Raw genomic sequence first — 26719 nt, 5'->3', positions numbered from 1 at the left:
AAATTCACTATCAAATAGTTAGCGAAAAAATACAAATCTCACACATCAACCAACCATCTGTTTTATGAAAACTTTTTCAAGTACACATTATCTATTTGTACTCCTTCTATTGGGAGGAATAGTGGCTTGCGGAGGCAAGAAAGAAAAAGCTGAATCTTCAGAAATGTCTGAACCAGCAAGCTTAACAGTTCCGGACATGGCGCACAATAGCCGAAACAGTCTGGATTGGTATGGGGTTTACAAAGGTACAACCCCCTGCGCCGATTGTGAAGGCATCGAAACGACCATCACACTCAAAAGGGATGGGACATTCAAAAGATCACTCAAATATTTGGGGAAAGAAGAAAACTCTTTTTTTGATGAAGGTCAATTCCAATGGAATGATCAGGGCAGCAAAGTCACCTTGATGGGAGAAGCCGGTAGAAACCAAATGTACCAAGTGGGTGAAAATGTACTTTTTCATCTGGATCAGGAAGGTAACCTTATTACGGGTGAACTGGCCGAAATGTACCGATTGAACAAAAACCTTACAGACCCCAGACTGGAGAACAAAAAATGGGTTTTGATAGAGCTAATGGGAAAACCCATTGATAAAAAAGAAGGAAAAGGAGAAGGCTTTATTGAGTTTGATATGGAAACAGGCATGTTTTCGGGCAAAAACACCTGCAATAATTTCTTTGGTCAGTATGAATTATTGGAAGGAGATAGGATTAAATTTGGCCAGGCAGGAAGTACATTAATGGCTTGTCCGGACATGGAGACCGAAAAAGCCTTTATGGAAGTACCTAAAATCCGCAGGATTTTAGTTTGGAGATTTGAATCTGCTTGTTTGTGTTCATTTTTGGTCTAGTTCGGGAATTTCTTCCCTTTGATTGAAGAGTGTTCATAGTTTTGAGACAATGGATTTTAGGTTTGAGGATAAAATGGACGGTTTTTTTCCTCAATTTTAATGGAAAAGGCATACCTCTTCCCTGTAAATCTTTATTTTTTGAGCTCCTGAGGGGTTTTTATCTGAATTTAGTTCAAAATCGGCTTGTAATCCTTACTCGTGAACAGTTTGAGCACTTCTCTTCTTCCCGTTCTTATCCACTTGGCTGAAACAGTGATAAATCTGAAGATAAACTTCTTGAGCCTGTCGGTAGGCTTAAGCCAATCAACTTTTCTGGAATACTCTCCAATGATATAGGTGTAAAAATTGGCATACATAGCCGTCATAAGCATAAAGGAGGTATTCTCTGCAAGGAACGAACAGGGCAACTTAGACCAGCCAAAGTCATTGTTGAGTACATCAAACAAGCGTTCGCTTGCACCCCGGGCGTTATAAAACCTTACAACAGCTTCATTGGACGATGTATGTTCATTGGTCAGAATAGCCCTGTAAGTAAATGCATCTCCACTAAACACATCTGCCTGCCCGTCTTTACGCCTGATTCTGGTAATGACCAGCCTGTAAGACCTGTCTTTACCGAAAGGTTTGTAGTCGGATAGGTCAGTAACTTCCATTTCCTGTACACCCAAACGTATTTTCTGCCACTTCTCAGGGGCTATACTTCCAAGGATATTATCCAGTTTGGCACATCTGTTTGCCCGTATATAAAAGCTTTCGGTATGTGCTTCCAGTGTGCGGAGAACTTCTTCCTGATAGGATGCTGAATCGGCTCTGAACCTTCCGATACGGATATTTTCATTGGTAAGCTGCCCAAACATGCGTGTAAGTGTATCAGCCTGCAAATATTTGGCCTGACTGTTGCCATTTCTGCCCTCTACGTACACAGGAATGGCCTGTGAAAATTCAGGATGTGCTATGGAAGCTACACCTGGCTGATATCCATAGACGTGTTTATATGTCTTTTTTGAATCGTACTTTTCAGTTGGAATGACGGTGTTGTCATAATCGAGGTCGTAAGCAACACCTGACTTGAGTAATCCGGTCTTACAAGCTGATTTTAACAACAAGCTGTTGAGTTTTCCATTGATATTAAATTCATGGCTTACTCCACTGGACGGATTTATAAAGAGTTCTGTATCAACAGCAAGCTCTTTGATACCTCTCAGAATTGTATCGGCACTGCATACTGAAAATGAAGGGACCTGTTCAAGTGCGTCTCTCAAGTGAACATTGATATCTTCAGTACAGTCGCCACCATTAAAGAAAATAGCCATATGATTGGCGAAAATGTCACTGTATGAAAACCCTCCCCTTAAGGCTCTAACCCCCAATTGATTATCAATGAGTTCTGGGAGACCAGAATTTTTGAAAGAGTTAAAAACAAAATTAAAACCTCCGAAAGGTGTGATTTTTTCTGTCGAATTCGTAATTTTCATACCGCTTATCAAGGATGTGTGGTAACACCTAAATAAGTGAAAAAAAAACGAGCCGGAAAAGCCTGAATTGAATAAATTCAGCCACTTTTTCGGCTTTTTTTAAATCCGCCCTGCGGATTTAAGGGAAGTACTAAAAATGGCCGATAATTACAATGTAGTGGACGGTATTTTTAGCCTTAACAGGGCGAAAATGGCTCCATTGGCACGGTTTGAATTGGCAAAAGAAGATTGACCCGATTTTACGCCAACCGATAAGTGCCTAGAATAGCCTAAAAAAAAATCCCGGTTCAAGTCCGGGATTTTTTGTTTTCAATAATCTACAGCTTCCAGTTCGTATTTAAGCGTCCGACCTTTTTCTACAGCTGGCAGTCCCTCTGTCATCCAAAGAGGTGCAGGTGCACCTTTAAGGTAATGGTCAAAGAACTGGGACATTCTGATAGAAAGATCTTTTCTGTTTTTTCTAAGGCGAAGATTATGGTCTTCACCATTGTATTGAAGAAGCCAAGCAGGCTTATTCAGTCGTTTTAGTGCCATAAACATTTCAATACCTTGATACCATGGTACTGCGCCATCATCATCACCTGACTTCGACAGTCGTCAGTCCCATTTTTACATAAAGTATTGAAATATAGATCATTATAATTTTCAGATTCTCAATTTGGGTGTCCCGGGGTGGTTTTTTGTACTTTTAGGCATGTTTGTTCGGAGAAAACCCAATAAAAGTGGCAAGATCAGTGTTCAGGTAATTGAGAAGATCAAAGGTAAAAGCAAGGTTGTAAAAACGATCGGAAGCAGTTCTGATCGATCTGAGGTTGAAAGACTTTTTATTCTTGGGGAGGAATGGATAAAAAACCATAAAGGAGCACTTGAAATCCCCTTCAGTGATGAAGAACGGATTGCCGATTCTGTTCTGGAAAGTGTTGAAAACATCACTGTTTCAGGTACCGAGCTGCTTTTGGACAGGATTTTCAATGATATTGGGTTCAGCGCAATCCAAGATGATATCTTCAGGTGGCTGGTATATTCCAGGATCTGTTTTCCTGCCAGCAAGCTGAAAACCTGTGATTACCTGCTCACCTACCACGGCCTCGAATTCCAGGTTCAGGACCTTTACAGGTACATGGACAAGCTTTACAACAACTATAAGGAAACGGTCCAGCTGATCAGCTTTGAACATACCAAGAGAATACTCGGAGGGAGTATCAATATCGTTTTCTATGATGTTACTACGCTTTATTTTGAAGTGGATCATGAAGATGATCTTAGAAAGAGTGGTTTTTCCAAGGAGGGAAAGCATCAAAATCCACAGATTGTTTTGGGTCTGCTGGTTGGACTAGAGGGATATCCTCTGGCTTATGAGATTTTTGAGGGAAACAAGTTTGAAGGGCATACGATGATCCCTGTGATAGAAGCTTTTAGAAAGAAGTATAGCTTACCTGCTCCGATTGTTGTTGCCGATTCAGGTTTACTGTCAAAAAGCAATGTAAAAGAGTTACGGGACAACGGTTACGAGTTTATTCTGGGAGCAAGGCTGAAAGCTTCCCCTGATAAAAGTAAAGAGAGGATATTGGCTTTTGAACTTGAAAACGGCGAGAGCAGGCTGCTGGATTGGGAGGACGGGCTCAGAATGGTTGTCAGTTATTCAGACAGAAGAGCCAAAAAAGACAGGATCAACAGGGAGAAAGGTCTTAAAAAGCTCGAGAAACAGTTAAAATCAGGAAAGCTCAACAAAAGCCACATCAACAACAGGGGCTATAACAAGTATCTTAAAATGGAAGGGGAGGTAAAGATTGCACTTGATATTGAAAAGTTTGAACAGGATGGGAAATGGGACGGTCTCAAAGGGTATATTACCAACACAAACCTTGACAAAGACGAGGTCATTGAGAATTACAACAACCTTTGGAAAATAGAAAAGGCCTTCAGGATAACAAAAAATGAAATCAAAGTCAGGCCTGTTTTCCATTATAAACAACGCAGGATCGAAGCACATATAAGCATCGCATTCGTCGCTTACAAAGTGTTTAAGGAACTGGAAAGGCAGTTATTGGAAAAAGGATCAAAACTTTCTCCTCAGAAAGCCATAGAAATAGCAAAAGGGATTTACACTGTTGAAATACAGCTCAAATCTTCAGGTAAAAAGCTGAGAAAGACCCTGCTTTTGAACGAAAGTCAACAAAAACTCGCAAAAATGTTCGGTTTTTGATTTTGGGTGTCCCAGTGTCGAAGTCAGGAAGATTGACCCGATTTTACGCCAACCGATAAGTGCCTAGAATAGCCTAAAAAAAAATCCCGGTTCAAGTCCGGGATTTTTTGTTTTCAATAATCTACAGCTTCCAGTTCGTATTTAAGCGTCCGACCTTTTTCTACAGCTGGCAGTCCCTCTGTCATCCAAAGAGGTGCAGGTGCACCTTTAAGGTAATGGTCAAAGAACTGGGACATTCTGATAGAAAGATCTTTTCTGTTTTTTCTAAGGCGAAGATTATGGTCTTCACCATTGTATTGAAGAAGCCAAGCAGGCTTATTCAGTCGTTTTAGTGCCATAAACATTTCAATACCTTGATACCATGGTACTGCGCCATCATCATCATTATGCATGATCAGAACCGGGGTATTGACCCTGTCCATAAAGAACAATGGTGAGTTTTCTATATAATACAATGGCTTATCCCAAAGTGTACCACCGATACGGGACTGGGTCTGTTCATATTGGAACATCCTGCTCATGCCAGTACCCCACCGGATTCCTCCATAGGCAGATGTCATGTTGACTACAGGAGCGCCTGCGCCTGCTGCTTTGAACATATTGGTCCTGGTAATCAGATAAGCCACCTGATACCCTCCCCAGCTTTGTCCTTGAATCGCCATACTTTCTTTATCAACATAGCCCCTTGCCACAATGGATTGTACACCTGGAATGATGCAGTTATAGGCACTTGGCCCTGGTAAGCCAAGATCATATTTAATGTCGGGAACAAAGACCAGGTAATCATTGGAAACAAAATAGGGAATGTTGATGGTTGAAGCACTCGGTGCCGGTGTCCTATAAAGGTGCAAGCCATCAGAGTTCCTCTCATAAAAATACACCATCAAGGGATATTTCTTTTCCGGATCAAAGTCTTCCGGTTTGAACAAGAGACCCTGAAGGGGTGTCCCGTCATTAGCGAGGTAATTGACAAGTTCTACAGTTCCCCATTTCACCTCCTTCTGTTGAGGGTTTGCCGAAGAAAGCCTTGAAAGATTTTGCATTACAAGATCAGTAGCATACACATCTGGAAAATCCTGATAAGTTGACCTTCTTAGAATGATATTGGCTGAATTTTCCGCCTTAGAAAGCCCTAAGTAGCGGTGGTCGGAAAAGAGTAAAACTTTAGGCTGAACCCTGCCTGAATAATCTGTAATAGCATATCCACTCTTTTTATTTTCTTCATGAAACAAGGAAAGCATTAAAGGCTGTGAGGAATCTATACTTTCTTCTTCAGGATCCAACCGTTCTCTCCTATACACTATATTTTGTTTCCTCCCTTCACCCTGCGTCACATTGATAGGACGCGTTTTTCCTGTTGGATCTATCTTCCAAATATCAAATTTATCATAAACCAAAAAGGCGACATCATCCTTGAGCCAGCCCGCTGACCCATAACTTCCGGGCAGAGAAGGTGAATCATGTTGTTCATTGTAGAAGTTGACTTTCAAACCTTTGGTTAAATTTCTGGTCAATTTGGTCTGCACTTCGTAACTCACCCAAGAACTGTCCCTACTGTCATACCAGTAAACATACTTTCCAGCAGGAGACAATTGAGGATTACCAGGAACATCCTTCCTTACTAAGGTCCTGGTTCCGGTTTCTAAGTCTATCAGGTAAACATCTTTCCCTATCTGAATATCCCAGCTGTAATTTCTCCTGTAGGCACTATCATCAAATCCCAAGGCATATTTAAGCCTTCTCTTCCTATCCATGCTTACCTGTGGCACCTTTTCATCAGATAAAGTGACAATGCGCCTACTCTTCAGATTATAACTAGCCAGGTAGGACCGCCTTTCTTCATTGGTTTTATTCCTTAGCTGCATGGGCTGAATCTCAGCGTCCTGCCAGCCCCATATGTCCAACTTCACCCTGTCCTCGTCAAGAATAGTGGTATCTTCTTCATAGGCATACCTTACATAATCCGGTGCAGTTCCAAAATAAAGCCTACTGTCATCTTGGGAAAAAGACAATTTTCCGTTTTTGCTTACCATTCCTTGCATTCCAAGTGTTCCTTTGGATGCGATTTTTTGATTTTGTTCTTTCAAAATATCATACAAAAAAAGGTCATAATAGGGCCTTTTTGCTTTAGCTGAATCCTCTGTACTCAGGTAAGCCAAAAACTTGGAAGATTCCGAAAATGCAGGATTGAGGTATTCTGTTTTGCGGACATCAATGATTTTGGAAATTCCGGTTTGCAAGTCCAACAAAAATATCCCAGTATTCTTTAAAGTATCCTCGTGGGCTTTGACATAATACAAGTGCGTGCCGTTTTCAGAAAAACCATACTCCTTGACCCTATGATACTCAAATTGCTTGGATCCATCAAAAGTCCTTACAATCAATTGGGTGCCGTCGGTTTTCCTTGGCTTTGGTATTGAACTTTCCACCATAGTGGTGTCTTTCTCTTCTTTTTTTAATTCTTTCCCAGGAAGTTCTTTTTCAAAATGAATGGCAAGCCAATTGCCTGCTTTTTCAGGCACTGCATAGGATTTGACCCTGGCATATTTTTCAATATTTCCTTTTTCCAAATGGACAATAAATAAGCTGTCCTTGGGCATATCTTCCGGCTTGGTTTTTTTCAGCTTTAAAAGTCTTACAGCTTCAAATTCAGGGCTGATTTTCCCAACACCAAATCTACTGTCATGGGAAAATGCCCAACTTGTCCCTCTTGGTATAACAATTCTTTGATTTGGATTGCCATGGGATACAATTTCAAGCCTCCCGTCTCCTTCTTGAGGACTGATTTCAAATCCCACCCAAGATCCATCCTTTGAAATTTTGTCTGAATTCAATGACTCCCAAGCATCGTAGTCTGCATGTGTCAAGGATCGTTTTTGCTGCGCTTCAAGTTTACCCGCGAAAACCAATAACACCAGTAAAATCGCAGATCTGAAAATTTCCCTTTTCATTCTTATTTTATACTTATTTAATACAAAATAAGAATTGGCATCTTTTTTAGCGTGTCACTTTTATTCCAACGGGTGTTTAATTATATGAAAAGAAAAAGCCGCAGCTATTTTTTATCATTGCTGCGGCTTATTTTCAGGAAAAAATTATTTGCCCAAAGTAATTTCCCTTTCTACATAACCGCCTCTGGTGGAAAGCAATTTCAGTTTTGCCTTCACTGGTTCATTTTGATTGACTTTTACTTTGAAGATGGCTTCTTTGGTTTCCCCTGCATCTGTATAGCCGGCATAAATGGTCTTATCGAAAGTTTCAGGAGAAGTAAGTATCACTTTGGCATTCTCAAATCCTTTGGTCAATTCTTTGTCAAATTCAAGCATCAACCTGTCTTCCTGCACAATCTTCACCCTCTTGGCCTGATCCAAAGCCACAGGAAGTTTTCCTGTGTTGGCCCAAGTAACTTTTACCTCATATTCTTCACCGACCTTATTAACTTTGATGTCTTTGATTTCAATCTGCGGAAGATCTAAAGCCATGGCCAGGTTGAATAATGACTGCTTACTGATCCATCTTTCCAACTGCCATGGAGGTCCGTTTTGTGAGAAAAATTTCGGATGGAAACCACCGATTTCAACTTCACCTAATTGGGGATGATCAAACTTCTCCCAAGGTTTAAATCCCTTGGAACCATTTTCCTCATCATCCCACATCAGTCCATCATAGTCGTCCAAAAGCCCATCTCCATCATAATCTTTCATGGCGCCATTGTTCCAGAGTTCATCTCCATACCATATGGCTCCATAATAGAAATATCCAAAATCAGGTCCGTGACCGAACAATGGATTGGGTTTGAGAGGATCTCCGGTCAACCGGTTATAGCCTCCTCTGGTGCTGTAAGTCCCATACACATCCCCTGCCCAAGGGTAGCCGGTGATGGTCATACCCAAACTGTCATAATATTCATACAACAACCTGTCTTTTTCAAACATGGATTCTGCAGATGAAGAAGTTGAAGGCGGTCTCAAATGCATAGGAACCCTTGTATCCAGGGAATTGACGACAGAAATATTAGGATGGCTCATCAACCAAAGAAATGTAGAACGGGTCTCAATTTCACTCAAGGGGTATTCCCCAGCGCCAAATTGAGTATACCCCCTGCCTGTAGCATCACCACCTGTATCTGGTCTCCAATTTTCAGGGTAATTCCTGTGAAGATCCAAACCTCCAATCCCATCTTCGTTAAATTTGCCATCCCCATCATTGTCTATTCCTTCAGTGTACATCAGGTAATCTCCTTGTCCATCCAAAACCCGCTTCATCAATCTGCCCTTGGGATCCCTCGGATCAATAATATAATTGGCTTTTTCTTTTTCTTCGGGAGTTACTGCTTTTTTACGCATCATATGAATGACTCCGTCACCGTTAAGGTCTTCTTCGGGATCTTCATCAAATAATCCATCCCTGTCCACATCGTGCGGTCTTACGGTACTTCTGTTCCTTTGCTCAGAAAAAAGGTACATGTTTGTTCCATCGGGATTATTTTGAGGCCGGACATAAATGGTTTTGGTATCGATCAGCTTGGTAATGGCCGGGTCTTTGCCATAATTTTCAAGCAAATGATTGGTTAGCCAAAAAACAGCTTCCGAAGCGGTAACTTCTCCCCCATGTCTTCCTCCTTCAAAATAGGCTGCCGGCTTATCGGTATGCTTTCCAGTTTTCTTATTGGTAATGGTCATCTGTAGTATGGGCCTCCCTTCAAAAGATCTTGCCACTTCATAAAGTTCAGTGATATCGGGATACTTTTCTGCCCATAGCCTGTACCAATGGTACATCACATCCGGTGTGTGATAAATATCAAAGGTCAATTTGCTTTTTGGTTCATATTCCACCTCAGGAAATGCATGTTTTTTAAAAAAAGACTGACCATGTCTTTCTCCCGAAACAGTATAAAACTTCGAATTCTTATCCTGCTCAGGCCATTTTTTTTGGTAAATGGAGGAATTTCCCTGTGCTATCGCTGATGAGCTACAAAGCAAAAAGACTCCTGCCATGAGAAGTAAATTTCTATTCATAGTGATTCTGATTGATTTTGTATAAAAATAATTGAGATGAATCAATCCTTGATTACCATTCAAAAAAAATCCCTGGCCAAATGACCAGGGATTTAAAAATTCAAATGCTCAATTTTATTTATTTTCTTATCACCAACTCAAATTCCATAGGGGAATAATCATTAAAACCTGGAACAGGGGTTGCCTGAGGTAATTTCCTGACCACATGCCCTACTCTTTCGATCAATCCCTTATCTGCATCTTCATTGACAACTTCATATCCGGAGATTTTTCCTTTGGCATTGATGTTTATTATAACCTTTAACTCCTCGATTTCAGCACTCTTTTTAGTCCTGAATATAAAAGGAGTGTAGCTATCTACCATATCTAAAGTATGCACCGGAAATACCCAAGGAGATATAGCGTTAATGGATGCTTCCGCTATCAATTCATCCAAATTAAGAATAACAGGCCTCAAAGCTGCTTTATAAGGATTATTCACTGCAATAGGCTTATTACCAGAGTTTATTTCTTCTTCTGTGTTTACCACAAAAGCCATTACATTGCTTGAAATCAACATCCCTGTCAGAATCAACACATTAATATGTTTAAAAATGATTTTCATAGCTGTCTATTTGATTGATACAAATATACAGAATAAATATTTTCAAATGCAAATTTTTGCAGTTTAAATTTTTTCATAGCAACAAAAAAGTCTTGCCATAAGCAAGACCCTTTTCAGAATATAAACCCAAATATAACTTTAGAGATTAAAAGTTTCAGTTTCAATAATTTAAGATTTATCATGCATTTTCTACTTCTGCAAAGTTTTATGCAAACTTTAAATCATTACGCAGAATAAAATTAATGCATCTAAACTGTGGTTCAAAATAAAAGTATTTTGGCCAATTTTACAAATTGAAAAATTTATTTTGGTAATTTTTAAGTATTTTATAATTTGTTCGCGCTTTCATTAACATAGATTCAAAACGACCTAAAAAAAATGGACAAAAATTTAGATATTGACAATATCGATTTAAAAATCATCTCATTATTAAATGATGATGCGAAGACACCCTACACGGAAATAGCCAAAAAAGTATTTGTATCTTCTGGAACAGTCCATGTACGGATGCGGAAACTTGAAGATATGGGTATTGTAAAAAGTGCTACCTTGAATATAGATTTTTCCAAACTAGGGTATGATATTTCGGCATTTTTGGGAATTTATCTGGAAAAAAGCTCCTTATATGACAATGTCATAGAAAAGCTGAAAGGAATTCCAGAAGTCATCAATGCCTATTATACTACAGGCAATTATTCTATTTTCGCGAAAATCATCTGTAAGGACACGAATCACTTAAGAACTGTCTTGGATAATATTCAAAAAGTAGAGGGAATTGACCGCACCGAAACGCTGATCGTTCTGGAAGAAAGCATTAACAGACCCATTCAGTTTTTTGACAAATAACATGACAAAAATCATATTGTATTTCAGTAAATTTTACTAAAAAAAATTATTTAGATTAAATCTAAATAAATAATTTTTATCACTAATCCAATATTTAATTGAACCAACTCTTCTTTGCCGGACATCTCTGCTCCGGCATTTCTTTTTTTTTAATTTATTGTTTTTCAGTGCGTTAAGCGACACTAATCTTTTTCATAAACAAATTTTAGCATGCGAATGAACAATAAAATTTACTTTAATGTTGTATCTTCGCAATGTAGAATATAATTAGTCTAAATAACTCACCTCATGAGCAAGGACAATCAGATTTTAGAAGAATTTACCTCCAAAGAATACGAACATGGCTGGTCTGTAAATCTTGAGACCGAAGAAGCTCCTCCTGGATTAAATGAGGACATCATCAGATGGATCTCCGCCAAAAAAGAAGAGCCAGAATGGCTTTTGGAATGGAGATTGAAAGCATTTTCCATCTGGCAAAACATGAAAGAGCCAGAGTGGGCTAACGTAAAATATCCTAAGGTTGATTTTCAGGCTATCAAATATTATTCTGCACCGAAGCAGAAGAATAAGCCAAAAAACCTTGACGAGGTGGATCCTGAGTTATTACAGATCTATGAAAGGTTAGGCATTTCCCTCAATGAACAAAAAAGACTTCAGGGAATTGCCGTGGATGCAGTCCTTGATTCTGTTTCGGTTGGCACTACTTTTAAAGAAACGCTCTCCAAACTAGGCATCATTTTCTGCTCTTTCAGTGAAGCGGTTAAAGAACACCCTGAATTGGTTAAAAAATACCTGGGCTCTGTAGTTCCTATCAATGACAATTACTATGCAGCTTTGAATTCTGCCGTGTTCTCTGATGGCTCATTCTGCTATATTCCAAAGGGGGTAAGATGTCCAATGGAGCTTTCCACCTATTTCAGGATCAATGCAGCCAATACAGGTCAATTTGAAAGAACCTTGATTGTTGCAGAGGAATCATCCTATGTTTCTTATCTGGAAGGTTGCACAGCTCCCCAAAGAGATGAAAATCAGCTACATGCCGCTGTTGTTGAAATCTATGCAGAAAAACATGCCGAGGTAAAATATTCTACAGTACAAAACTGGTTCCCCGGAGACAAGGAAGGAAAAGGAGGTATTTACAACTTTGTAACCAAACGAGGCATCTGTGCCGGAGATCACTCGAAAATTTCCTGGACACAGGTAGAAACAGGTTCTGCAGTCACCTGGAAATACCCTTCCTGTATTTTGAAGGGGGATTATTCAGTAGGTGAGTTCTACTCTGTTGCTGTTACCAATAATTATCAGCAAGCGGATACAGGAACCAAAATGATCCACATTGGCAAAAACACCAAATCAAGGATTGTATCAAAAGGTATATCTGCCGGACACTCCCAAAACTCTTACAGAGGCCAGGTTCATGTAATGAAAAGGGCCACAAATGCCAGGAACTTCTCCCAGTGTGATTCACTGCTCATGGGGGATAAATGTGGTGCACATACTTTTCCTTACATAGATATACAAAACTCGACCGCCAAAGTGGAGCATGAAGCAACTACCTCAAAAATCGGTGAAGATCAAATCTTCTACTGCAATCAGAGGGGTATCGATACAGAAGATGCAGTGGCATTGATCGTCAATGGTTATGCGAAGGAAGTTCTAAACCAATTGCCGATGGAATTTGCCGTAGAAGCACAAAAACTTCTTGCACTTACTCTAGAAGGCTCTGTTGGTTGATTAATCCCAATAAGGTAAGCAGCTGAATTTAAGTATGGGGTAAATATCGACACCTAACCCTATTTGTTTATCCAATTTGAAAATTTACGACAATGTTATCCATAAAAAATCTACATGCTTCAATTGAAGGCAACGAAATCCTAAGAGGAATCAATCTGGAAGTTAAGGCAGGTGAGGTACATGCCATCATGGGACCAAACGGTTCCGGTAAATCAACCCTTGCCTCAGTATTGGCAGGAAGAGAAGAATATGAAGTTACAGAAGGAGAAGTGATCTTTCAGGGAAAAAACCTATTGGAACTTTCCCCTGAAGACCGTGCCAGAGAGGGAGTTTTCCTTGCATTCCAATATCCTGTAGAAATCCCGGGCGTAAGTACCACAAACTTTCTGCGTACTGCAGTCAACCAAGTAAGAGAATACCGTGGATTGGAGCCCTTGGATGCCGTTAAATTCCTTTCAGTAATGAAAGAAAAAATGAAATTGGTTGAAATTGACCAAAAACTTTTAAGCCGTTCACTCAACGAGGGTTTTTCAGGAGGTGAGAAAAAGAGGAATGAGATTTTCCAAATGGCAATGTTGGAGCCTACCTTGTCTATCTTGGACGAAACCGACTCCGGTTTGGATATTGATGCCTTGAGAATTGTATCCAATGGGGTGAATAAACTGAAATCTCCGAACAATGCAACTATTGTTGTGACCCATTACCAGAGACTTTTGGATTACATTGTCCCGGATTATGTGCACGTGTTGTACAAGGGAAGAATTGTAAAATCAGGTTCTAAGGAACTGGCCCTTGAATTGGAAGAAAAAGGATACGATTGGATCAAGGAAGAAGCTGAATCAGCTTCTGTCTAACATTCAGTAAACCTTTTAATTGATTTCATCCCATGACAACATTGACTAAAAATAAAATTGCAGATCAGATAGTTTCTGAGCATGGCTTGCTTCAGAATTTTGATTCTCTCCGTGAAAAAGCGATTGCTTTTTTAACCGAAAAAGGCCTGCCTGCTCCGAAAGAAGAGGAATATAAATTTACTGCGATTACCAAAAAACTTGAACAATCCATTCAGCATTACTCGCCTGCTAAACCAATTGATTTGACTGAGAAAGATGTTCAAAGAAACATTTTCGGGAGGTTTGATGGGGATGTGTTGGTTTTTAATAATGGCCAATTTTCTCAGGAATTATCCAGGCTTTCAGGACAGGATTACCAATTGTCTTTACTTAGCCAAAACACCCCTTCGGAGTTTGGAAAAATTGCCAAATTGGAAAAAGACCCATTTGTGGCATTGAATACTGCCACTTTCCAAGATGGTGTACATATCCAAGTGGGAAGAAACAAGAAGATAGAAAAGCCAATTTTCTTTCTTTTTTTCAACAAAGCCAATGAAGGACAGGTAATTACTTCCAGGCTTCATATTGTAGTGGAAGACAATGCAGAAGTTACTTTCCTTGGAAACTCGGTCTCTATGGATGAAAATGCCTACTTCTCCAATGCAGTCACCGAAATCAAGGTAGCACAAAATGCCCATGTGCATTTTAGCAGGTTGCAGAACGAAAATAAGAAAGCGGTAGTAGTGGATAATTTTGAAACAGATATCCACCGTGATGCTACTTTTACTTCCACAGTAATCTCATTGTCAGGAGATATGGTAAGAAACAACCTAAGCCTTAATCTTTTGGATTCTGGCTGTGAGGGCAACATGTTTGGTTTGTACCTGCTTAATGGAAAAACCCATGTCGATAACCACACCAATGTGGACCATACCAAGCCACATGCTGAATCAAACGAACTCTATAAAGGTATACTAGCCGACCAATCCAGGGGAGTTTTCAATGGGAAAATCTTTGTAAGACAAGATGCCCAGAAAACCAATGCCTTTCAGCAAAACAACAACATCTTGCTTTCTGAGGATGCCACGGTGAATACCAAACCACAACTTGAAATTTGGGCTGATGATGTAAAATGCTCTCACGGATGTACTACAGGACAATTGGATGAAGAAGCCTTATTTTACCTTCAGGCCAGAGGTTTGGGTAAAGAGCAAGCCAAAGGTCTTTTGTTGTATGCATTTGCAGGAGAAGTACTCGACAAAATTTCCGATGAACATTTCAGAGACTATGTTACTGAAATTGTCCAGGAAAGGTTGGGGGGAAATCAATAAAACCAGCGTATGTCAATAAATATTGATCAGATCAGGTCCTTGTTTCCTGTCCTTCACCAAGAGGTGCATGGCAAGCCCTTGATTTATTTTGACAATGCTGCTACGACACAAAAGCCAACAAGTGTCATTGAGGCCCTTGCCAAATATTATGAGCATGACAACTCCAACATTCACCGTGGAGCACATACCTTAGCGGATCGGGCCACCAGGTATTTCGAAAAATCCAGGGAGGCGGTAAAGGACTTTATCAGGGCAAAAGAAGAAGCTGAAATCATCTTTACAAAAGGTACAACTGATGGCATCAATCTGGTAGCTGCCACCTTTGGCAGAAAATTCATCAATAAAGGAGATGAAATCCTGATATCCACCATGGAGCATCACTCCAATATTGTTCCTTGGCAGATGCTTTGCGAAGAAAAGGAAGCCGTGCTCAAGGTAATTCCCATTACGGATGAAGGAGAAATAATATGGGAAGCCTTTTTAAACCTGCTTTCTGAAAAAACCAAATTGGTATCCATTGTACATGCATCCAACGCCTTGGGCACAATCAATCCTGTAAAGGATATCATTGCAAAAGCGCATGAAGTTGGTGCAAAAGTCCTGGTAGATGCTGCCCAGTCCACCAGTCATCTTGAAATTGATGTACAAGATTTAGACTGTGATTTCCTTGTTTTTTCTGCACACAAGCTTTACGGTCCCACGGGCCTAGGCGTCCTGTATGGCAAAAGGGAAATTTTGGAGGCCATGCCGCCCTATCAGGGAGGTGGAGAAATGATCAAAGAAGTCAGTTTCGCCAAAACCACTTTTAATGAAATCCCTTTCAAATTTGAAGCTGGGACACCGAATATTGGGGATGTGATCGCTTTTAAAAAATCCTTGGATTTCATCAACGAATTAGGAAAAAAAAGGATCAAGGCACATGAAGATGAGCTTTTAGCCTATGCAACATCAGGGTTAAATGAAATTAAAGGTTTTGTCCCTGTAGGAACCGCCAAAGAAAAGGTAAGTGTCATTTCCTTCAATATTAATGGAATGCACCCCTTTGATGTCGGAATGATGCTTGACGCAAAGGGAATAGCAGTCCGGACAGGTCACCACTGCACCCAGCCTTTGATGCAAAGATTTGGAATTGAGGGAACAGTTAGAGCTTCTTTTGCTGTTTATAACAACAAATCAGAAATAGACCAACTGGTAGAATCTGTTGCCAGAATAGCTAAAATCAAAAATAAATGAGCAGCATCGTAGATATTCAAAATGAGATAATTTCCGAATTCAGCATCCTGGGAGATGATAAGGAATCCACTATATTCTATATCATGGAATTGGGTGGACAACTGCCTGAATACCCGGAATCTGAAAAAACGGACGAGAATATCATCAAAGGCTGCCAATCAAAAGTCTGGTTAACTGCCAGAGAAAATGGTGACAAAATTGAATTTCTCGCTGATTCCAATACAGATATCACTAAAGGGCTAATAAGCCTATTGATCAGGGTACTTTCCGGAAGAAGTCCAGAAGAAATTTTAAATGCAGACCTTTTCTTTATTGACAAAATAGGAATGGGCAATATTATAGGGTCCCAAAGGTCCAATGGTCTTGCTTCCATGATCAAACAGATGAAATTGTATGCATTGGCTTTTCAAACTAAACAAAATGCCTGATAGACATGTCAGAAACAACTGAAAACAACATTCCAGAAATACCACAACAAGAACTCAAGGAGAAAGTCATCAATGCCATCAAGCAAGTGTATGACCCTGAAATCCCAGTTGACGTCTATGAGCTTGGACTGATCTATGAAATTACTGTCTACCCCGTAAACAATGTTTACATCCTCATGACCTTGACTTCACCGAACTGTCCTTCAGCTGAGTTTATCCCATCTGAAATAAAAGACAAAATCCAACAGATTCAGGGGGTCAACCATGTGGAACTTGAACTAACATTTGATCCTCCTTACTCACAGGATATGATGTCAGAAGCAGCAAAATTAGAACTTGGATTTCTTTAACAGTAAAAATAAAATCACAACGAATATGTACCCAGAAAATTTAATCGCTCCAATGAGACAAGAGCTTACTGACGTAGGCTTTCAGGAATTCAGGACAGCAGAGCAGGTGGAAGACCATCTAGCAGATCATAAAGGAACCACTTTTATTGTTATCAATTCTGTTTGTGGCTGTGCAGCAGGTGCTGCAAGACCTGGTGTTAGGTATGCCCTCGAAAACAGCAGCGTAAAACCTGATGTTCTTGCCACCGTTTTTGCAGGAAATGACGTGGAAGCTGTGGCCAAAGTTAGAGAATTGCATCTACCCTACCCTCCTTCCTCTCCTTCTATGGCATTGTTCAAAGACGGTGAATTGGTACACTTTATAGAAAGACACCACATTGAAGGTAGAAATGCCAAAATGATCGGAGATCATTTGGTAGAGGTATTTGAGCATTTCTGCAAATAAAAATCAGCCCTTCGGGGCTTTTTTCTTGCTAAAAAAATATAGCAGGCAAAAATTGCTGAAACCAAACAATATTTGGGCACGTTTATCATGCCAACACACCTGAAGCTTAAATTCTATGTTGTAATTAGGAATTCAACTTTTATTTGATTTAAATCCAATTACAACATGTTGACAAAAGTCATACTTCAAATGGAGTAGTTTGTATAAATAATCATGTAAAAAATACATGTTTTTACTAACTTATGCCGCCTTTATAGAGTTAAACATTTTAAACAATAAACTGGAATATAAAACACACAACTTATGTCCGAAATCGCTAAGTTATCGTACGGAGGAAAGGATTTTGAACTCCCCATCATTGAGGGTACTGAAAATGAAAAGGCAATTGATATTGCCAAATTGAGGGCCCAAACCGGTTTAATCACCTTAGACCCAGGTTACAAAAATACAGGTTCCACTACCAGTTCTATCACCTTTTTGGATGGCGAGCAGGGCGTCCTGAGATACAGAGGTTACCGTATTGAGGATTTGGCCGAAAAATCATCTTTTTTGGAAGTTGCCTACCTATTGATTTATGGAGAACTACCTACCCAGCAACAATACGAAAAATTCACAAGAGAAATAACTACCCATACATTGGTGCATGAGGATATTAAAAAAATCCTGGATGGATTCCCATCCAATGCACATCCAATGGGTGTTCTTTCTTCCCTTGTTTGTTCCCTGACTGCATTTTACCCTGAATCTTTGGACCCAACCAGGGACGAAGCGGATGTAAATCTTTCCATCGTCAGGTTACTAGCAAAAATGCCAACTTTCGCAGCTTGGGCTTACAAAAATGAAGTCGGACATCCGGTAAACTATCCTGATAACAGTCTGGATTATTGCTCCAACTTCTTAAAAATGATGTTTGCATTGCCTGCAGAAAGGTATGAAGTAGATCCGGTTGTTGCCAAAGCCCTTGACCAATTGTTGATCTTACATGCTGATCATGAACAGAACTGTTCTACCTCCACTGTCCGCATCGTGGGTTCTTCCCAGGCCAGCATTTATGCTTCCATCTCTGCTGGCATCAATGCCCTTTGGGGACCGCTTCACGGCGGTGCCAATCAGGCGGTAATTGAAATGTTGGAAGCCATCAAAGCCGATGGTGGTGATACCAAAAAATTCATCAACAAAGCCAAAGACAAGGACGATCCTTTCAGATTGATGGGCTTTGGGCACAGGGTTTACAAAAACTTTGACCCAAGAGCGACTATCATTAAAAAAGCAGCAGATGATGTGCTTGGCAAACTTGGAATCAACGACCCGGTATTGGATATCGCAAAAGAACTTGAACATGCAGCTTTGAATGACCAATACTTTGTAGATAGAAAACTTTATCCTAACGTGGATTTCTACTCCGGTATCATTTACAGAGCCATGGGAATCCCAACCGAGATGTTTACTGTTCTGTTCGCCTTGGGAAGACTTCCGGGATGGATAGCTCAATGGAAAGAAATGAGACATAATGCAGAACCTATCGGAAGACCCCGCCAGATTTATACTGGGGAAAAAGAAAGGGATTATGTTTCCATGAACAGAAGAGGTTAATCAAATCACGGATTAAAAACTTCAACTCCTGGTTCTGATAAACCAGGAGTTTTTTTATACCTCATAAACGGAATCTAAAAAAGATTGAAAACAAGTCAATAGCGTCCTAAATAAAAAATGAGAGGTCTGAATTTTTGCCCAAAATGTGTATTTTGGGTTTGCACCAAAAACAAAGACCTCTCATGTGTAATATTACATTGTTTTCACAGATTATTAAAAAGATTGACCGTTCAACTTTCAAAAAACTGGTTCAAGATAAGCAGACAGATAAAGGTTGTAAAGGTTTTGATAGCTGGACACATCTAGTATCAATGCTTTTCTGTCATTTTGCAAAAAGCACATCGGTAAGAGATATATCCAATGGTCTTCGTTCAGCTACGGGGAACCTAAACCATCTTGGGATTTCAAAGGCTCCTTCCAAGTCAAGTATCAGCTATCAGAACAAGCGGAGAGATGCTGATCTTTTTAAAGACCTTTATTATTCTCTTTTGGGAAGTTTAGGACAGCAGGCATCACTCAGGCGTGTCAAACTTAAAATCAAGGTGCCAGTATATCTTTTAGATGCAACAGTCATAAGCCTTTGCCTTTCTGTCTTCGACTGGGCCACATTCCGCACTAAAAAGGGCGCTGTTAAGATGCATACCCTGTTAGATTATGATGGTAAACTTCCTGCTTATGTGAACATTACAGAAGGAAGCGTAGCGGATAATAAAGGTGCTTACAATATACCTTTGGAAAAAGGTTCTGTTATCGTCGCAGACAGGTACTACAATGACTTTCCGATGCTAAATATTTGGGACAGCAAAGGGGTATTCTTTGTCATAAGGCATAAGGACAACCTGGCTTACACCGTGATCAGCGAACGGGAACTGCCAGAAAAAATGGCACAGCATGTTCTAATTGACCAAGAAATAGAACTGACCAACCCACAGTCTAAGACTAAGTATCCTAAAAAACTCAGAAGAGTGGCAGTCTGGGACGAGAAAAACCAACAGACCATAGAAATCATCACCAACAACTTCACCTGGGCAGCACAGACAATCGGAGACCTTTATAAATCAAGGTGGGAAATTGAAGTTTTTTTCAGGGATATTAAGCAGCTACTCCACATTAAGACATTCATTGGAACTTCAAAAAACGCAGTAATGATACAGATATGGACTGCCTTGATTACAATTTTACTGTTAAAAGCAATGAAAGCATCCGCAAAATACGGATGGCATCTGTCAAATCTAGTAGCATTTATCAGATTGAATATTTTCGTCAAAATTGAATTGCAAAATTGGCTGGACAGACCTTTTGAAGATCATGACAAACCCCCAAAATATAACCCACAGGGGGTTCTTTTTCCAGATTATAAATAAATCACTTCACAATTACCTCTAAGCTAATATTCTTAGAGAAGAAAAAATTATTTAGGACAGCATTGAAAACAAGTTTCTTATTCGGAGAGTTTTATATATTTGGAAACTGAAATCAATATTTTGAGTTTACCTATGAAAGCGCACAATCTGGAGGAAGCCTTTGCTCTCACCAAAAAATTTACAAGTAAACCTAACAATGAGGATTTACTAAAATTATACAGTCTTTACAAACAAGCCACGGAAGGAGACAACAATGAAGAACGCCCGGGTGGTTTTGATTTTGTAGCAGCAGCAAAATATAATGCCTGGGCAAATCTAAAAGGTATGTCCAAAGAAGAGGCATCCCAAGCATATGTAGATTTGGTCAACGACTTGTCTGAAAAACACATGTAACCCGAATTCTCAAGAAATGCCGGGATTATCAATCATCCCGGCATTCAACTCGAAATTATTTTTTACATACTTCGATTTTTTCTCTAAAATATTTTAATACACCTACAAACCAACTTGCTTTTCCAAATAATACTTCATACCTTTGCAGCCGTATTAATTAAAAACATTTTTCTAACCGTGGGTTTCCTTTCTGTCGCTTGACTTGGGTTACTTCTAGGAGGACATGGTTGAGAAAAAGCAAGGAAACATTTCATGGAAAAAGAATTATTATTCTCAGACCTTGGGATTTCAAATGAAATTCTAAGGGCAGTGGAAGACATGGGCTATACCCATCCTTCCCCGATTCAAGCAAAATCAATCCCTTTATTGCTTCAAGGCAGAGATGTCATAGGTCAGGCGCAGACCGGGACCGGAAAGACAGCTTCATTTGCTATTCCTATCATCGATCAGGTGGATGTGGAATTCAACAAGCCTCAGGCATTGATCCTTTGCCCTACCCGCGAATTGGCAGTGCAAGTGGAAGGGGAAATTGTTAAACTTTCAAAATATAAAAGAGGATTGAGTTCAACCTGCATTTATGGAGGTGAATCAATTGACCGTCAAATAAAAAGCCTTAAAAAGGGTGTTCAGATTGTAGTGGGTACACCGGGTAGGATTATGGACCATATGGACAGGGGCACACTAAAACTGGACCATGTGGGCATCATTGTATTGGATGAAGCTGACGAAATGCTCGACATGGGATTCAGGGAGGACATTGAAAATATCCTAAGCGAATGCCCTGAAGAGAGACAGACTGTGTTCTTCTCTGCTACCATGCCTAAACCTATCCTCGATCTGACAAAGAAATTCCAGGACAATCCTGAAATAGTAAAAGTTCTCAGGAAAGAACTAACAGTTGAAAATATCTCTCAGGTTTATTATGAGGTAAAGCCCTCTCTGAAAATTGAACTGATGTCCAGGCTGATGAATTTGAATCAGTTTGCACTAAGTGTGGTTTTCTGTAACACCAAAAAGACTACGGATGAGGTTACTGAGGAGCTATTGGCGCGCGGTATACAGGCAGAAGCCTTGCACGGTGATCTTTCCCAGGCCCAGCGTACTAAGGTAATGGGTAAATTCAGAAAAGGACATGTGTCCGTACTTGTAGCCACCGATGTAGCGGCAAGAGGTATCGACGTAGACAATGTAGAAGCTGTTTTCAACTTTGACCTTCCATTGGATGAGGAAAATTACGTTCACCGTATCGGGCGAACCGGCCGTGCCGGCAAATCAGGAACTGCTATCAGCTTCGTTACTGGAAGAAAAGATATGTACAGGTTGAAAGACCTGGAAAAATTCATCAAGACTTCCATCAATAAAATGGCCCCTCCTTCTGTAGCTGACCTGATTGAGTTGAAAAAACAACAGCTCATCAAAGACATCTACAGACAATTAAGTAAGGAAGAAAACAATTCCTTTTACGAAGATACTATTGGACAAATGTTGACCGAAGGCTTAAGCCTTGATCAAATTGTCTTAGGGCTTACAAAAATACAACTTGCTGAAGCCGTTCATGAAATGGAAGAGCAAAATTTCAGCTTGGATCTCGGAAGAGATAGAGAGCGTGAAAGAGGCGGAAGAGATAGAGACAGAGACCGTGATGGTGGAAGAGGCAGAGAGCGTGACAGGGGAAGAAGCAGAGAGCGTGACAGAGGAGTAAAAGGCGAAAAGAGGGGATCAAAAGAAAAAGGTGTTAGAGAACCTGGAATGGCGAGACTTTTCATTAACCTTGGTAAAAAAGACAGAGTAAGACCTAATGATATTGTGGGTGCCATTGCCGGTGAGACCGGTGTGCCCGGCAGAAGTATCGGAGGTATTGACATATTTGACAACTTCTCATTTGTGGATGTACCCTCCAAAGATGCAGACCACATCATCAAGGTAATGAAAAACAACACCATAAAGGGAAAATCTGTCAATATGGAGATCTCAAAAGGTTAAGAATTCATAATTGGTTAATTAGTTTATAAAGGTTAGTGGTTTTAAAGCGCAGTCTCCAAGAGATTGCGCTTTTTTTGTGGATATTGTACAAAAATCCATACTTTTTAATCCTTAATGGCTATTTTTGACAAAAAGCGAATCCCATTAAAAATGCAGCTGTTTTATTACCAGAACACTTTCGAAAATACCTTTCACTTGGATCAGGATGAATCCAAGCATCTGATCAGGGTTTTGAGGAAATCTAAAGGTGATAAAGTTCATTTTACCGATGGTAACGGTTGCTTGCTGACCTGTACTATTATTGACGACAATCCCAAAAAAGCCCTGCTTCGAGTCACCGAAAGACAGTATAGCCCACAAAGTGATTACTATATCCATTTGGCTATCTGTCCTACCAAAAACCTGGAAAGAATGGAATGGATGGTCGAAAAAGCTACTGAAATTGGAGTGGATGAAATCACTTTTATGGTTTCTGAACATTCAGAAAGACCAAACCTTAAAATGGACAGGCTGGAGAAAAAAATGATCGCTGCATGCAAACAAAGTCTCAAAACCAGGTTCCCCAAACTTAACCCAATCAGACAAATGTCAGAATTGGTGATAGACAAAACTTTTGATGCTTACCAAAGGTTTATTGCTTATGTGGACAAAGAAAATGACAGGCATTTGTTTGACAAAGCGGAAACGGACAGGGCCTACATTATTTTAATAGGTCCGGAGGGAGATTTCTCACAACAGGAACTTCAACTCGCTTTTGACCACCATTTCCTTCCCTGTTCTTTGGGGAAAAGCAGACTGAGAAGCGAAACTGCAGGCGTGATCGCAGTGCATACTTTACAACTCAAAAACAATTTAAAAATCATATGAAAAAAGTGCTTTTTATAATTTCCCTATCCTATTTGACCTTTTCCTGCCAAACCCAACAGGAGGAAAAATCCAGCGCTGTGGGCTTGGATGGTTGGCTAGAAGGGACTACTGAAGAAAAATTTGAAGAAGTAGCCCATCAATTGGGGGGATTTAGCCGCACTATGGTGGAAGTAGGTTACCGGTATTCTGAACTGTACTGGGCTGCCATGGATGAAAATTGGGGTTACGCAGACCATCAAATTGAACATATTATCGAAGCCATGGAAGATGGACTCAAAAGAAGGCCGGTCCGGGCTGCCTCAGCGGAGGATTTTATGAAAGAAACACTCCCTTATATGGAAGAATTGGTCAAAAAAGAAGACAAAGAAGAGTTTCTCAAAGGATTTCAGATGTTGACTTCTGCCTGCAATGCCTGCCACGCCAAAGAAGGGGAGTCATATGTGGTTATCCAAATCCCACTCAACCGAACTTCACCGGTAAGATTTTAAGAAAGTAATTTGATGAGGGCTTGATAAAAAAAGCCCTTTATTTCCATTCATTATTTTTTCCCAAAATTTCAAAGCCCTATTTTTACAGGCTTCCTTAAATGAAAAACAAAAGGTTATTGCAGCAGATGGATTGCGAAGAAAAAACGGACACCTTAATTGATCAAACCGAATCACCCAAAGGTTTGACCATTCTTTTGAAAACTGATGAGGATGACCACAGGCCTGTTTATTTATCAGGAAATTTCAATGATTGGGCAACCCAGGATAAACGGTATATGCTCCACAAAATAGGAGAAGGGAAATACAGTTTTACCTTTCCTGAAAGTTTTGACTACCCTGAAGAGCTTATCTATAAATTCACCAAGGGCGATTGGTCAGAGGTAGAGATTGACCGCTATGGCAACAAAACACCCAACAGACATTGTCAAAAAAAACAGGGGATCCAGGAAGAATTTGTGCCCCGTTGGAGAAAAAACTGGCTTCCCTACAGACCCAGCCAATTACCTCAGGTACACTTAATCTCCGAAGAATTTGAAATACCGCAGCTCAACAAGAAAAGGAAAGTCTGGGCACTATTGCCTCATGATTATGACACTTCTGAGGAGCATTACCCTGTACTTTATCTTCAGGATGCCCAAAACCTTTTCAATGAAAATTCCCCTTTTGGCAACTGGCAGATTGACAAAAAACTTGCTGTAATGTCTGATTATGGGATCGGTAAAATAATCATTATTGCCATAGAGCATGCGGAGAAAGAAAGACTATTGGAGTACAATGTCGGCAAAACCTTGTTGGGAGAAGGACAGGGCAAAAAATACATCAGATTTGTTACCGATACTCTCAAACCTTTTGTGGACAAAAATTTCAGGACCAAACCTGAGCGGGAGTTCACAGGCATTGGCGGAAGCTCCATGGGCGGATTGGTCAGTATCTTTAGCGGTTTGATGTATCCGGAAGTCTATGGCAAACTCATGATCTTTTCACCGTCCTTATGGGTAATCCCCAAAATCAAATTTTCGTTCCTTGATTTTTTTGAACCCATGGAGACAAAAATTTACCTCTATGCGGGAGGTGATGAAAGCGAAACAATGGTCAAACATGTCAAAAAATTTAAAAAGAGACTATTGAAGAGAGAAGGCATCCGTAAAAAAATGAAAGTGAACCTCAGCATCAATATGGAAGGCAAGCACAATGAAACATACTGGAGCGATGAGTTCCCCAAAGCAATAGAATGGCTCTTTTTCAGCGATCGTGAAGGAACCCTATAAAAAAAGAGGCTGTCTAAAAAACAGCCTCTTTTTTTTATTTTTCTTCAAGTATCAATACCTGTAATATTCAGGCTTGAATGGTCCTTCCACTGTCACACCAATGTAAGCAGCCTGTTCGGGAGTCAAAGTATCTAACTCTACACCCAATTTGGCAAGATGCAAAGCAGCTACTTTCTCATCCAAATGCTTTGGCAACACATAGACCCCGGGTTCATACTTATCCGAATTGGTCCAAAGCTCCAACTGTGCCAATGTCTGATTGGTGAAGGAGTTGGACATTACGAAAGAAGGATGGCCTGTAGCACAACCCAAATTCACCAACCTACCTTCCGCTAAGACAATGATCTGCTTACCTTCGATGGTATACAGGTCCACCTGAGGCTTAATCACGTCTTTGGTATGACCATAGTTTTTATTCAACCATGCCATGTCGATCTCATTGTCAAAGTGACCGATATTGCAGACAATTGCTTTATCTTTCATCGCCCTGAAATGCTTCTCTGTGATGATGTCCTTGTTTCCGGTAGCAGTAACCACAATATCCGCTTCCTTCACGGCATCAACCATTTTCTTCACTGCAAAACCATCCATGGCTGCCTGAAGGGCACAAATAGGATCAATCTCCGTGACAATCACTCTGGCGCCAGCTCCTCTAAGAGACGCCGCAGAACCTTTGCCCACATCACCGTATCCCGCTACAACAGCCACTTTACCCGCCATCATCACATCTGTTGCCCTTCTGATCGCATCCACCAAAGATTCTTTACAACCGTATTTATTGTCAAATTTTGATTTGGTCACGGAATCATTTACGTTGATAGCAGGCATAGGCAAAGTGCCATTTTTCATCCTTTCATAAAGCCTGTGCACACCGGTGGTAGTTTCTTCTGATAGACCTTTGATGCCGGCAACCAGCTCAGGATAATTGTCCAACACCATATTGGTGAGGTCACCTCCATCATCCAAGATCATGTTCAAAGGCTTTCTATCTTCACCAAAGAACAAAGTCTGCTCAATGCACCAGTCAAACTCCTCGGCCGTCATGCCTTTCCAGGCATAGACTGAAATACCAGCAGCAGCAATGGCTGCAGCAGCATGATCTTGGGTAGAGAAAATATTACAGGATGACCAGGTAACTTCCGCACCTAAGGCCACTAAAGTCTCTATCAAAACAGCAGTTTGGATGGTCATATGAAGACATCCGGCAATCCTCGCCCCCTTCAATGGCTGTGAAGGACCAAATTCTTCCCTTAGAGCCATCAAACCTGGCATTTCCGCCTCTGCCAACGTAATCTCTTTTCTTCCCCATTCTGCCAGGGAAATATCTTTCACCTTATATTGGATGAATTTGTCAGACTTAATTTCAGACATATGATAAAATTATTTAATGAATTGATTTTCAATTTAGAG

At 40.3% G+C, this 26719-nt stretch carries 22 protein-coding genes and 1 pseudogene; 17 read left to right on the top strand and 6 right to left on the bottom strand.

Features of this window, described 5'->3' with window-relative positions:
- Positions 1 to 64 precede the first annotated feature (64 nt).
- Positions 65 to 850 carry a copper resistance protein NlpE N-terminal domain-containing protein gene (locus BC751_RS10940; RefSeq protein WP_130275563.1) on the top strand — a complete coding sequence of 262 codons (786 nt, stop codon included), beginning with the start codon at positions 65 to 67 and terminating at the stop codon, positions 848 to 850.
- A gap of 167 nt (positions 851 to 1017) precedes the next feature.
- Here BC751_RS10940 and BC751_RS10935 read toward each other — a convergent pair whose 3' ends face one another.
- Positions 1018 to 2325 (bottom strand): IS1380 family transposase, encoded by a 1308-nt coding sequence (locus tag BC751_RS10935; RefSeq protein WP_130273823.1) that lies wholly within the window; start codon positions 2323 to 2325, stop codon positions 1018 to 1020.
- Positions 2326 to 2634: 309 nt separating this feature from the next.
- Positions 2635 to 2904: pseudogene (locus BC751_RS10930) on the bottom strand (alpha/beta hydrolase family protein); the annotation flags it as partial.
- A 115-nt stretch (positions 2905 to 3019) separates the two neighbouring features.
- On the opposite strand from BC751_RS10930, the gene BC751_RS10925 reads away from it, so the two are divergent.
- Positions 3020 to 4531, top strand: a complete 1512-nt coding sequence (locus tag BC751_RS10925) for an IS1634 family transposase (RefSeq protein ID WP_130273763.1) — start codon at positions 3020 to 3022, stop codon at positions 4529 to 4531.
- A 113-nt stretch (positions 4532 to 4644) separates the two neighbouring features.
- Here the strand turns inward: BC751_RS10925 and BC751_RS10920 are convergent, their stop codons facing one another.
- From BC751_RS10920 to BC751_RS22070, 3 genes are all read right to left on the bottom strand, one after another.
- Positions 4645 to 7482, bottom strand: a complete 2838-nt coding sequence (locus BC751_RS10920) for a S9 family peptidase (RefSeq protein ID WP_130275561.1) — start codon at positions 7480 to 7482, stop codon at positions 4645 to 4647.
- 144 nt (positions 7483 to 7626) lie between these two features.
- Positions 7627 to 9549 carry a M14 family metallopeptidase gene (locus tag BC751_RS10915; protein ID WP_130275560.1) on the bottom strand — a complete coding sequence of 641 codons (1923 nt, stop codon included), beginning with the start codon at positions 9547 to 9549 and terminating at the stop codon, positions 7627 to 7629.
- A gap of 118 nt (positions 9550 to 9667) precedes the next feature.
- Positions 9668 to 10153, bottom strand: a complete 486-nt coding sequence (locus BC751_RS22070; RefSeq protein WP_207226871.1) for a hypothetical protein — start codon at positions 10151 to 10153, stop codon at positions 9668 to 9670.
- A 378-nt stretch (positions 10154 to 10531) separates the two neighbouring features.
- On the opposite strand from BC751_RS22070, the gene BC751_RS10905 reads away from it, so the two are divergent.
- The 15 genes from BC751_RS10905 (at position 10532) to BC751_RS10835 (ending at position 25309) form a co-directional block, all read left to right on the top strand.
- A complete protein-coding gene (locus tag BC751_RS10905) occupies positions 10532 to 10999 on the top strand; it encodes an Lrp/AsnC ligand binding domain-containing protein (protein ID WP_130275559.1) in 468 nt (155 codons plus the stop codon).
- A 288-nt stretch (positions 11000 to 11287) separates the two neighbouring features.
- The gene (gene sufB, locus BC751_RS10900) at positions 11288 to 12733 is read left to right on the top strand and encodes a Fe-S cluster assembly protein SufB (RefSeq protein ID WP_130275558.1); all 1446 of its coding nucleotides are present in this window, start codon (positions 11288 to 11290) and stop codon (positions 12731 to 12733) included.
- A 92-nt stretch (positions 12734 to 12825) separates the two neighbouring features.
- The gene (sufC, locus tag BC751_RS10895; RefSeq protein ID WP_130275557.1) at positions 12826 to 13587 is read left to right on the top strand and encodes a Fe-S cluster assembly ATPase SufC; all 762 of its coding nucleotides are present in this window, start codon (positions 12826 to 12828) and stop codon (positions 13585 to 13587) included.
- 32 nt (positions 13588 to 13619) lie between these two features.
- On the top strand, positions 13620 to 14897 hold the full coding sequence (gene sufD / locus BC751_RS10890; protein ID WP_130275556.1) for a Fe-S cluster assembly protein SufD: 1278 nt from the start codon (positions 13620 to 13622) through the stop codon (positions 14895 to 14897).
- Positions 14898 to 14906: 9 nt separating this feature from the next.
- A complete protein-coding gene (locus BC751_RS10885; RefSeq protein WP_130275555.1) occupies positions 14907 to 16130 on the top strand; it encodes a cysteine desulfurase in 1224 nt (407 codons plus the stop codon).
- Positions 16127 to 16558 (top strand): SufE family protein, encoded by a 432-nt coding sequence (locus BC751_RS10880; RefSeq protein ID WP_130275554.1) that lies wholly within the window; start codon positions 16127 to 16129, stop codon positions 16556 to 16558. The genes BC751_RS10885 and BC751_RS10880 overlap by 4 nt, the downstream gene beginning before the upstream one ends.
- Positions 16559 to 16563: 5 nt before the next feature.
- Positions 16564 to 16908 (top strand): DUF59 domain-containing protein, encoded by a 345-nt coding sequence (locus tag BC751_RS10875; RefSeq protein ID WP_130275553.1) that lies wholly within the window; start codon positions 16564 to 16566, stop codon positions 16906 to 16908.
- 25 nt (positions 16909 to 16933) lie between these two features.
- Positions 16934 to 17353 (top strand): BrxA/BrxB family bacilliredoxin, encoded by a 420-nt coding sequence (locus BC751_RS10870; RefSeq protein WP_130275552.1) that lies wholly within the window; start codon positions 16934 to 16936, stop codon positions 17351 to 17353.
- 303 nt (positions 17354 to 17656) lie between these two features.
- Positions 17657 to 18946 (top strand): citrate synthase, encoded by a 1290-nt coding sequence (locus tag BC751_RS10865; protein ID WP_130275551.1) that lies wholly within the window; start codon positions 17657 to 17659, stop codon positions 18944 to 18946.
- A 143-nt stretch (positions 18947 to 19089) separates the two neighbouring features.
- A complete protein-coding gene (locus tag BC751_RS10860; protein ID WP_242617437.1) occupies positions 19090 to 20310 on the top strand; it encodes an IS4 family transposase in 1221 nt (406 codons plus the stop codon).
- Positions 20311 to 20442: 132 nt separating this feature from the next.
- Positions 20443 to 20703 (top strand): acyl-CoA-binding protein, encoded by a 261-nt coding sequence (locus BC751_RS10855; RefSeq protein WP_130277556.1) that lies wholly within the window; start codon positions 20443 to 20445, stop codon positions 20701 to 20703.
- Positions 20704 to 20955: 252 nt separating this feature from the next.
- A complete protein-coding gene (locus BC751_RS10850; RefSeq protein ID WP_130275549.1) occupies positions 20956 to 22686 on the top strand; it encodes a DEAD/DEAH box helicase in 1731 nt (576 codons plus the stop codon).
- A 150-nt stretch (positions 22687 to 22836) separates the two neighbouring features.
- Positions 22837 to 23553, top strand: coding sequence for a 16S rRNA (uracil(1498)-N(3))-methyltransferase (locus tag BC751_RS10845; RefSeq protein ID WP_130275548.1), 717 nt, complete (start codon positions 22837 to 22839; stop codon positions 23551 to 23553).
- The gene (locus BC751_RS10840; protein WP_130275547.1) at positions 23550 to 24041 is read left to right on the top strand and encodes a hypothetical protein; all 492 of its coding nucleotides are present in this window, start codon (positions 23550 to 23552) and stop codon (positions 24039 to 24041) included. The genes BC751_RS10845 and BC751_RS10840 overlap by 4 nt, the downstream gene beginning before the upstream one ends.
- Before the next feature lie 125 nt (positions 24042 to 24166).
- Positions 24167 to 25309: an alpha/beta hydrolase gene (locus BC751_RS10835; RefSeq protein ID WP_130277555.1), complete on the top strand. Its 1143-nt coding sequence runs from the start codon at positions 24167 to 24169 to the stop codon at positions 25307 to 25309.
- Positions 25310 to 25360: 51 nt separating this feature from the next.
- Here the strand turns inward: BC751_RS10835 and ahcY are convergent, their stop codons facing one another.
- The gene (gene ahcY, locus BC751_RS10830; RefSeq protein ID WP_130275546.1) at positions 25361 to 26680 is read right to left on the bottom strand and encodes an adenosylhomocysteinase; all 1320 of its coding nucleotides are present in this window, start codon (positions 26678 to 26680) and stop codon (positions 25361 to 25363) included.
- Positions 26681 to 26719: the final 39 nt, after the last annotated feature.

Origin of the sequence: Cecembia calidifontis (assembly GCF_004216715.1) — a bacterium.
Taxonomy (GTDB): domain Bacteria; phylum Bacteroidota; class Bacteroidia; order Cytophagales; family Cyclobacteriaceae; genus Cecembia_A; species Cecembia_A calidifontis.
Note: the sequence above shows the minus strand (reverse complement) of the source record. Positions and strands in the feature narration are given on the sequence as shown.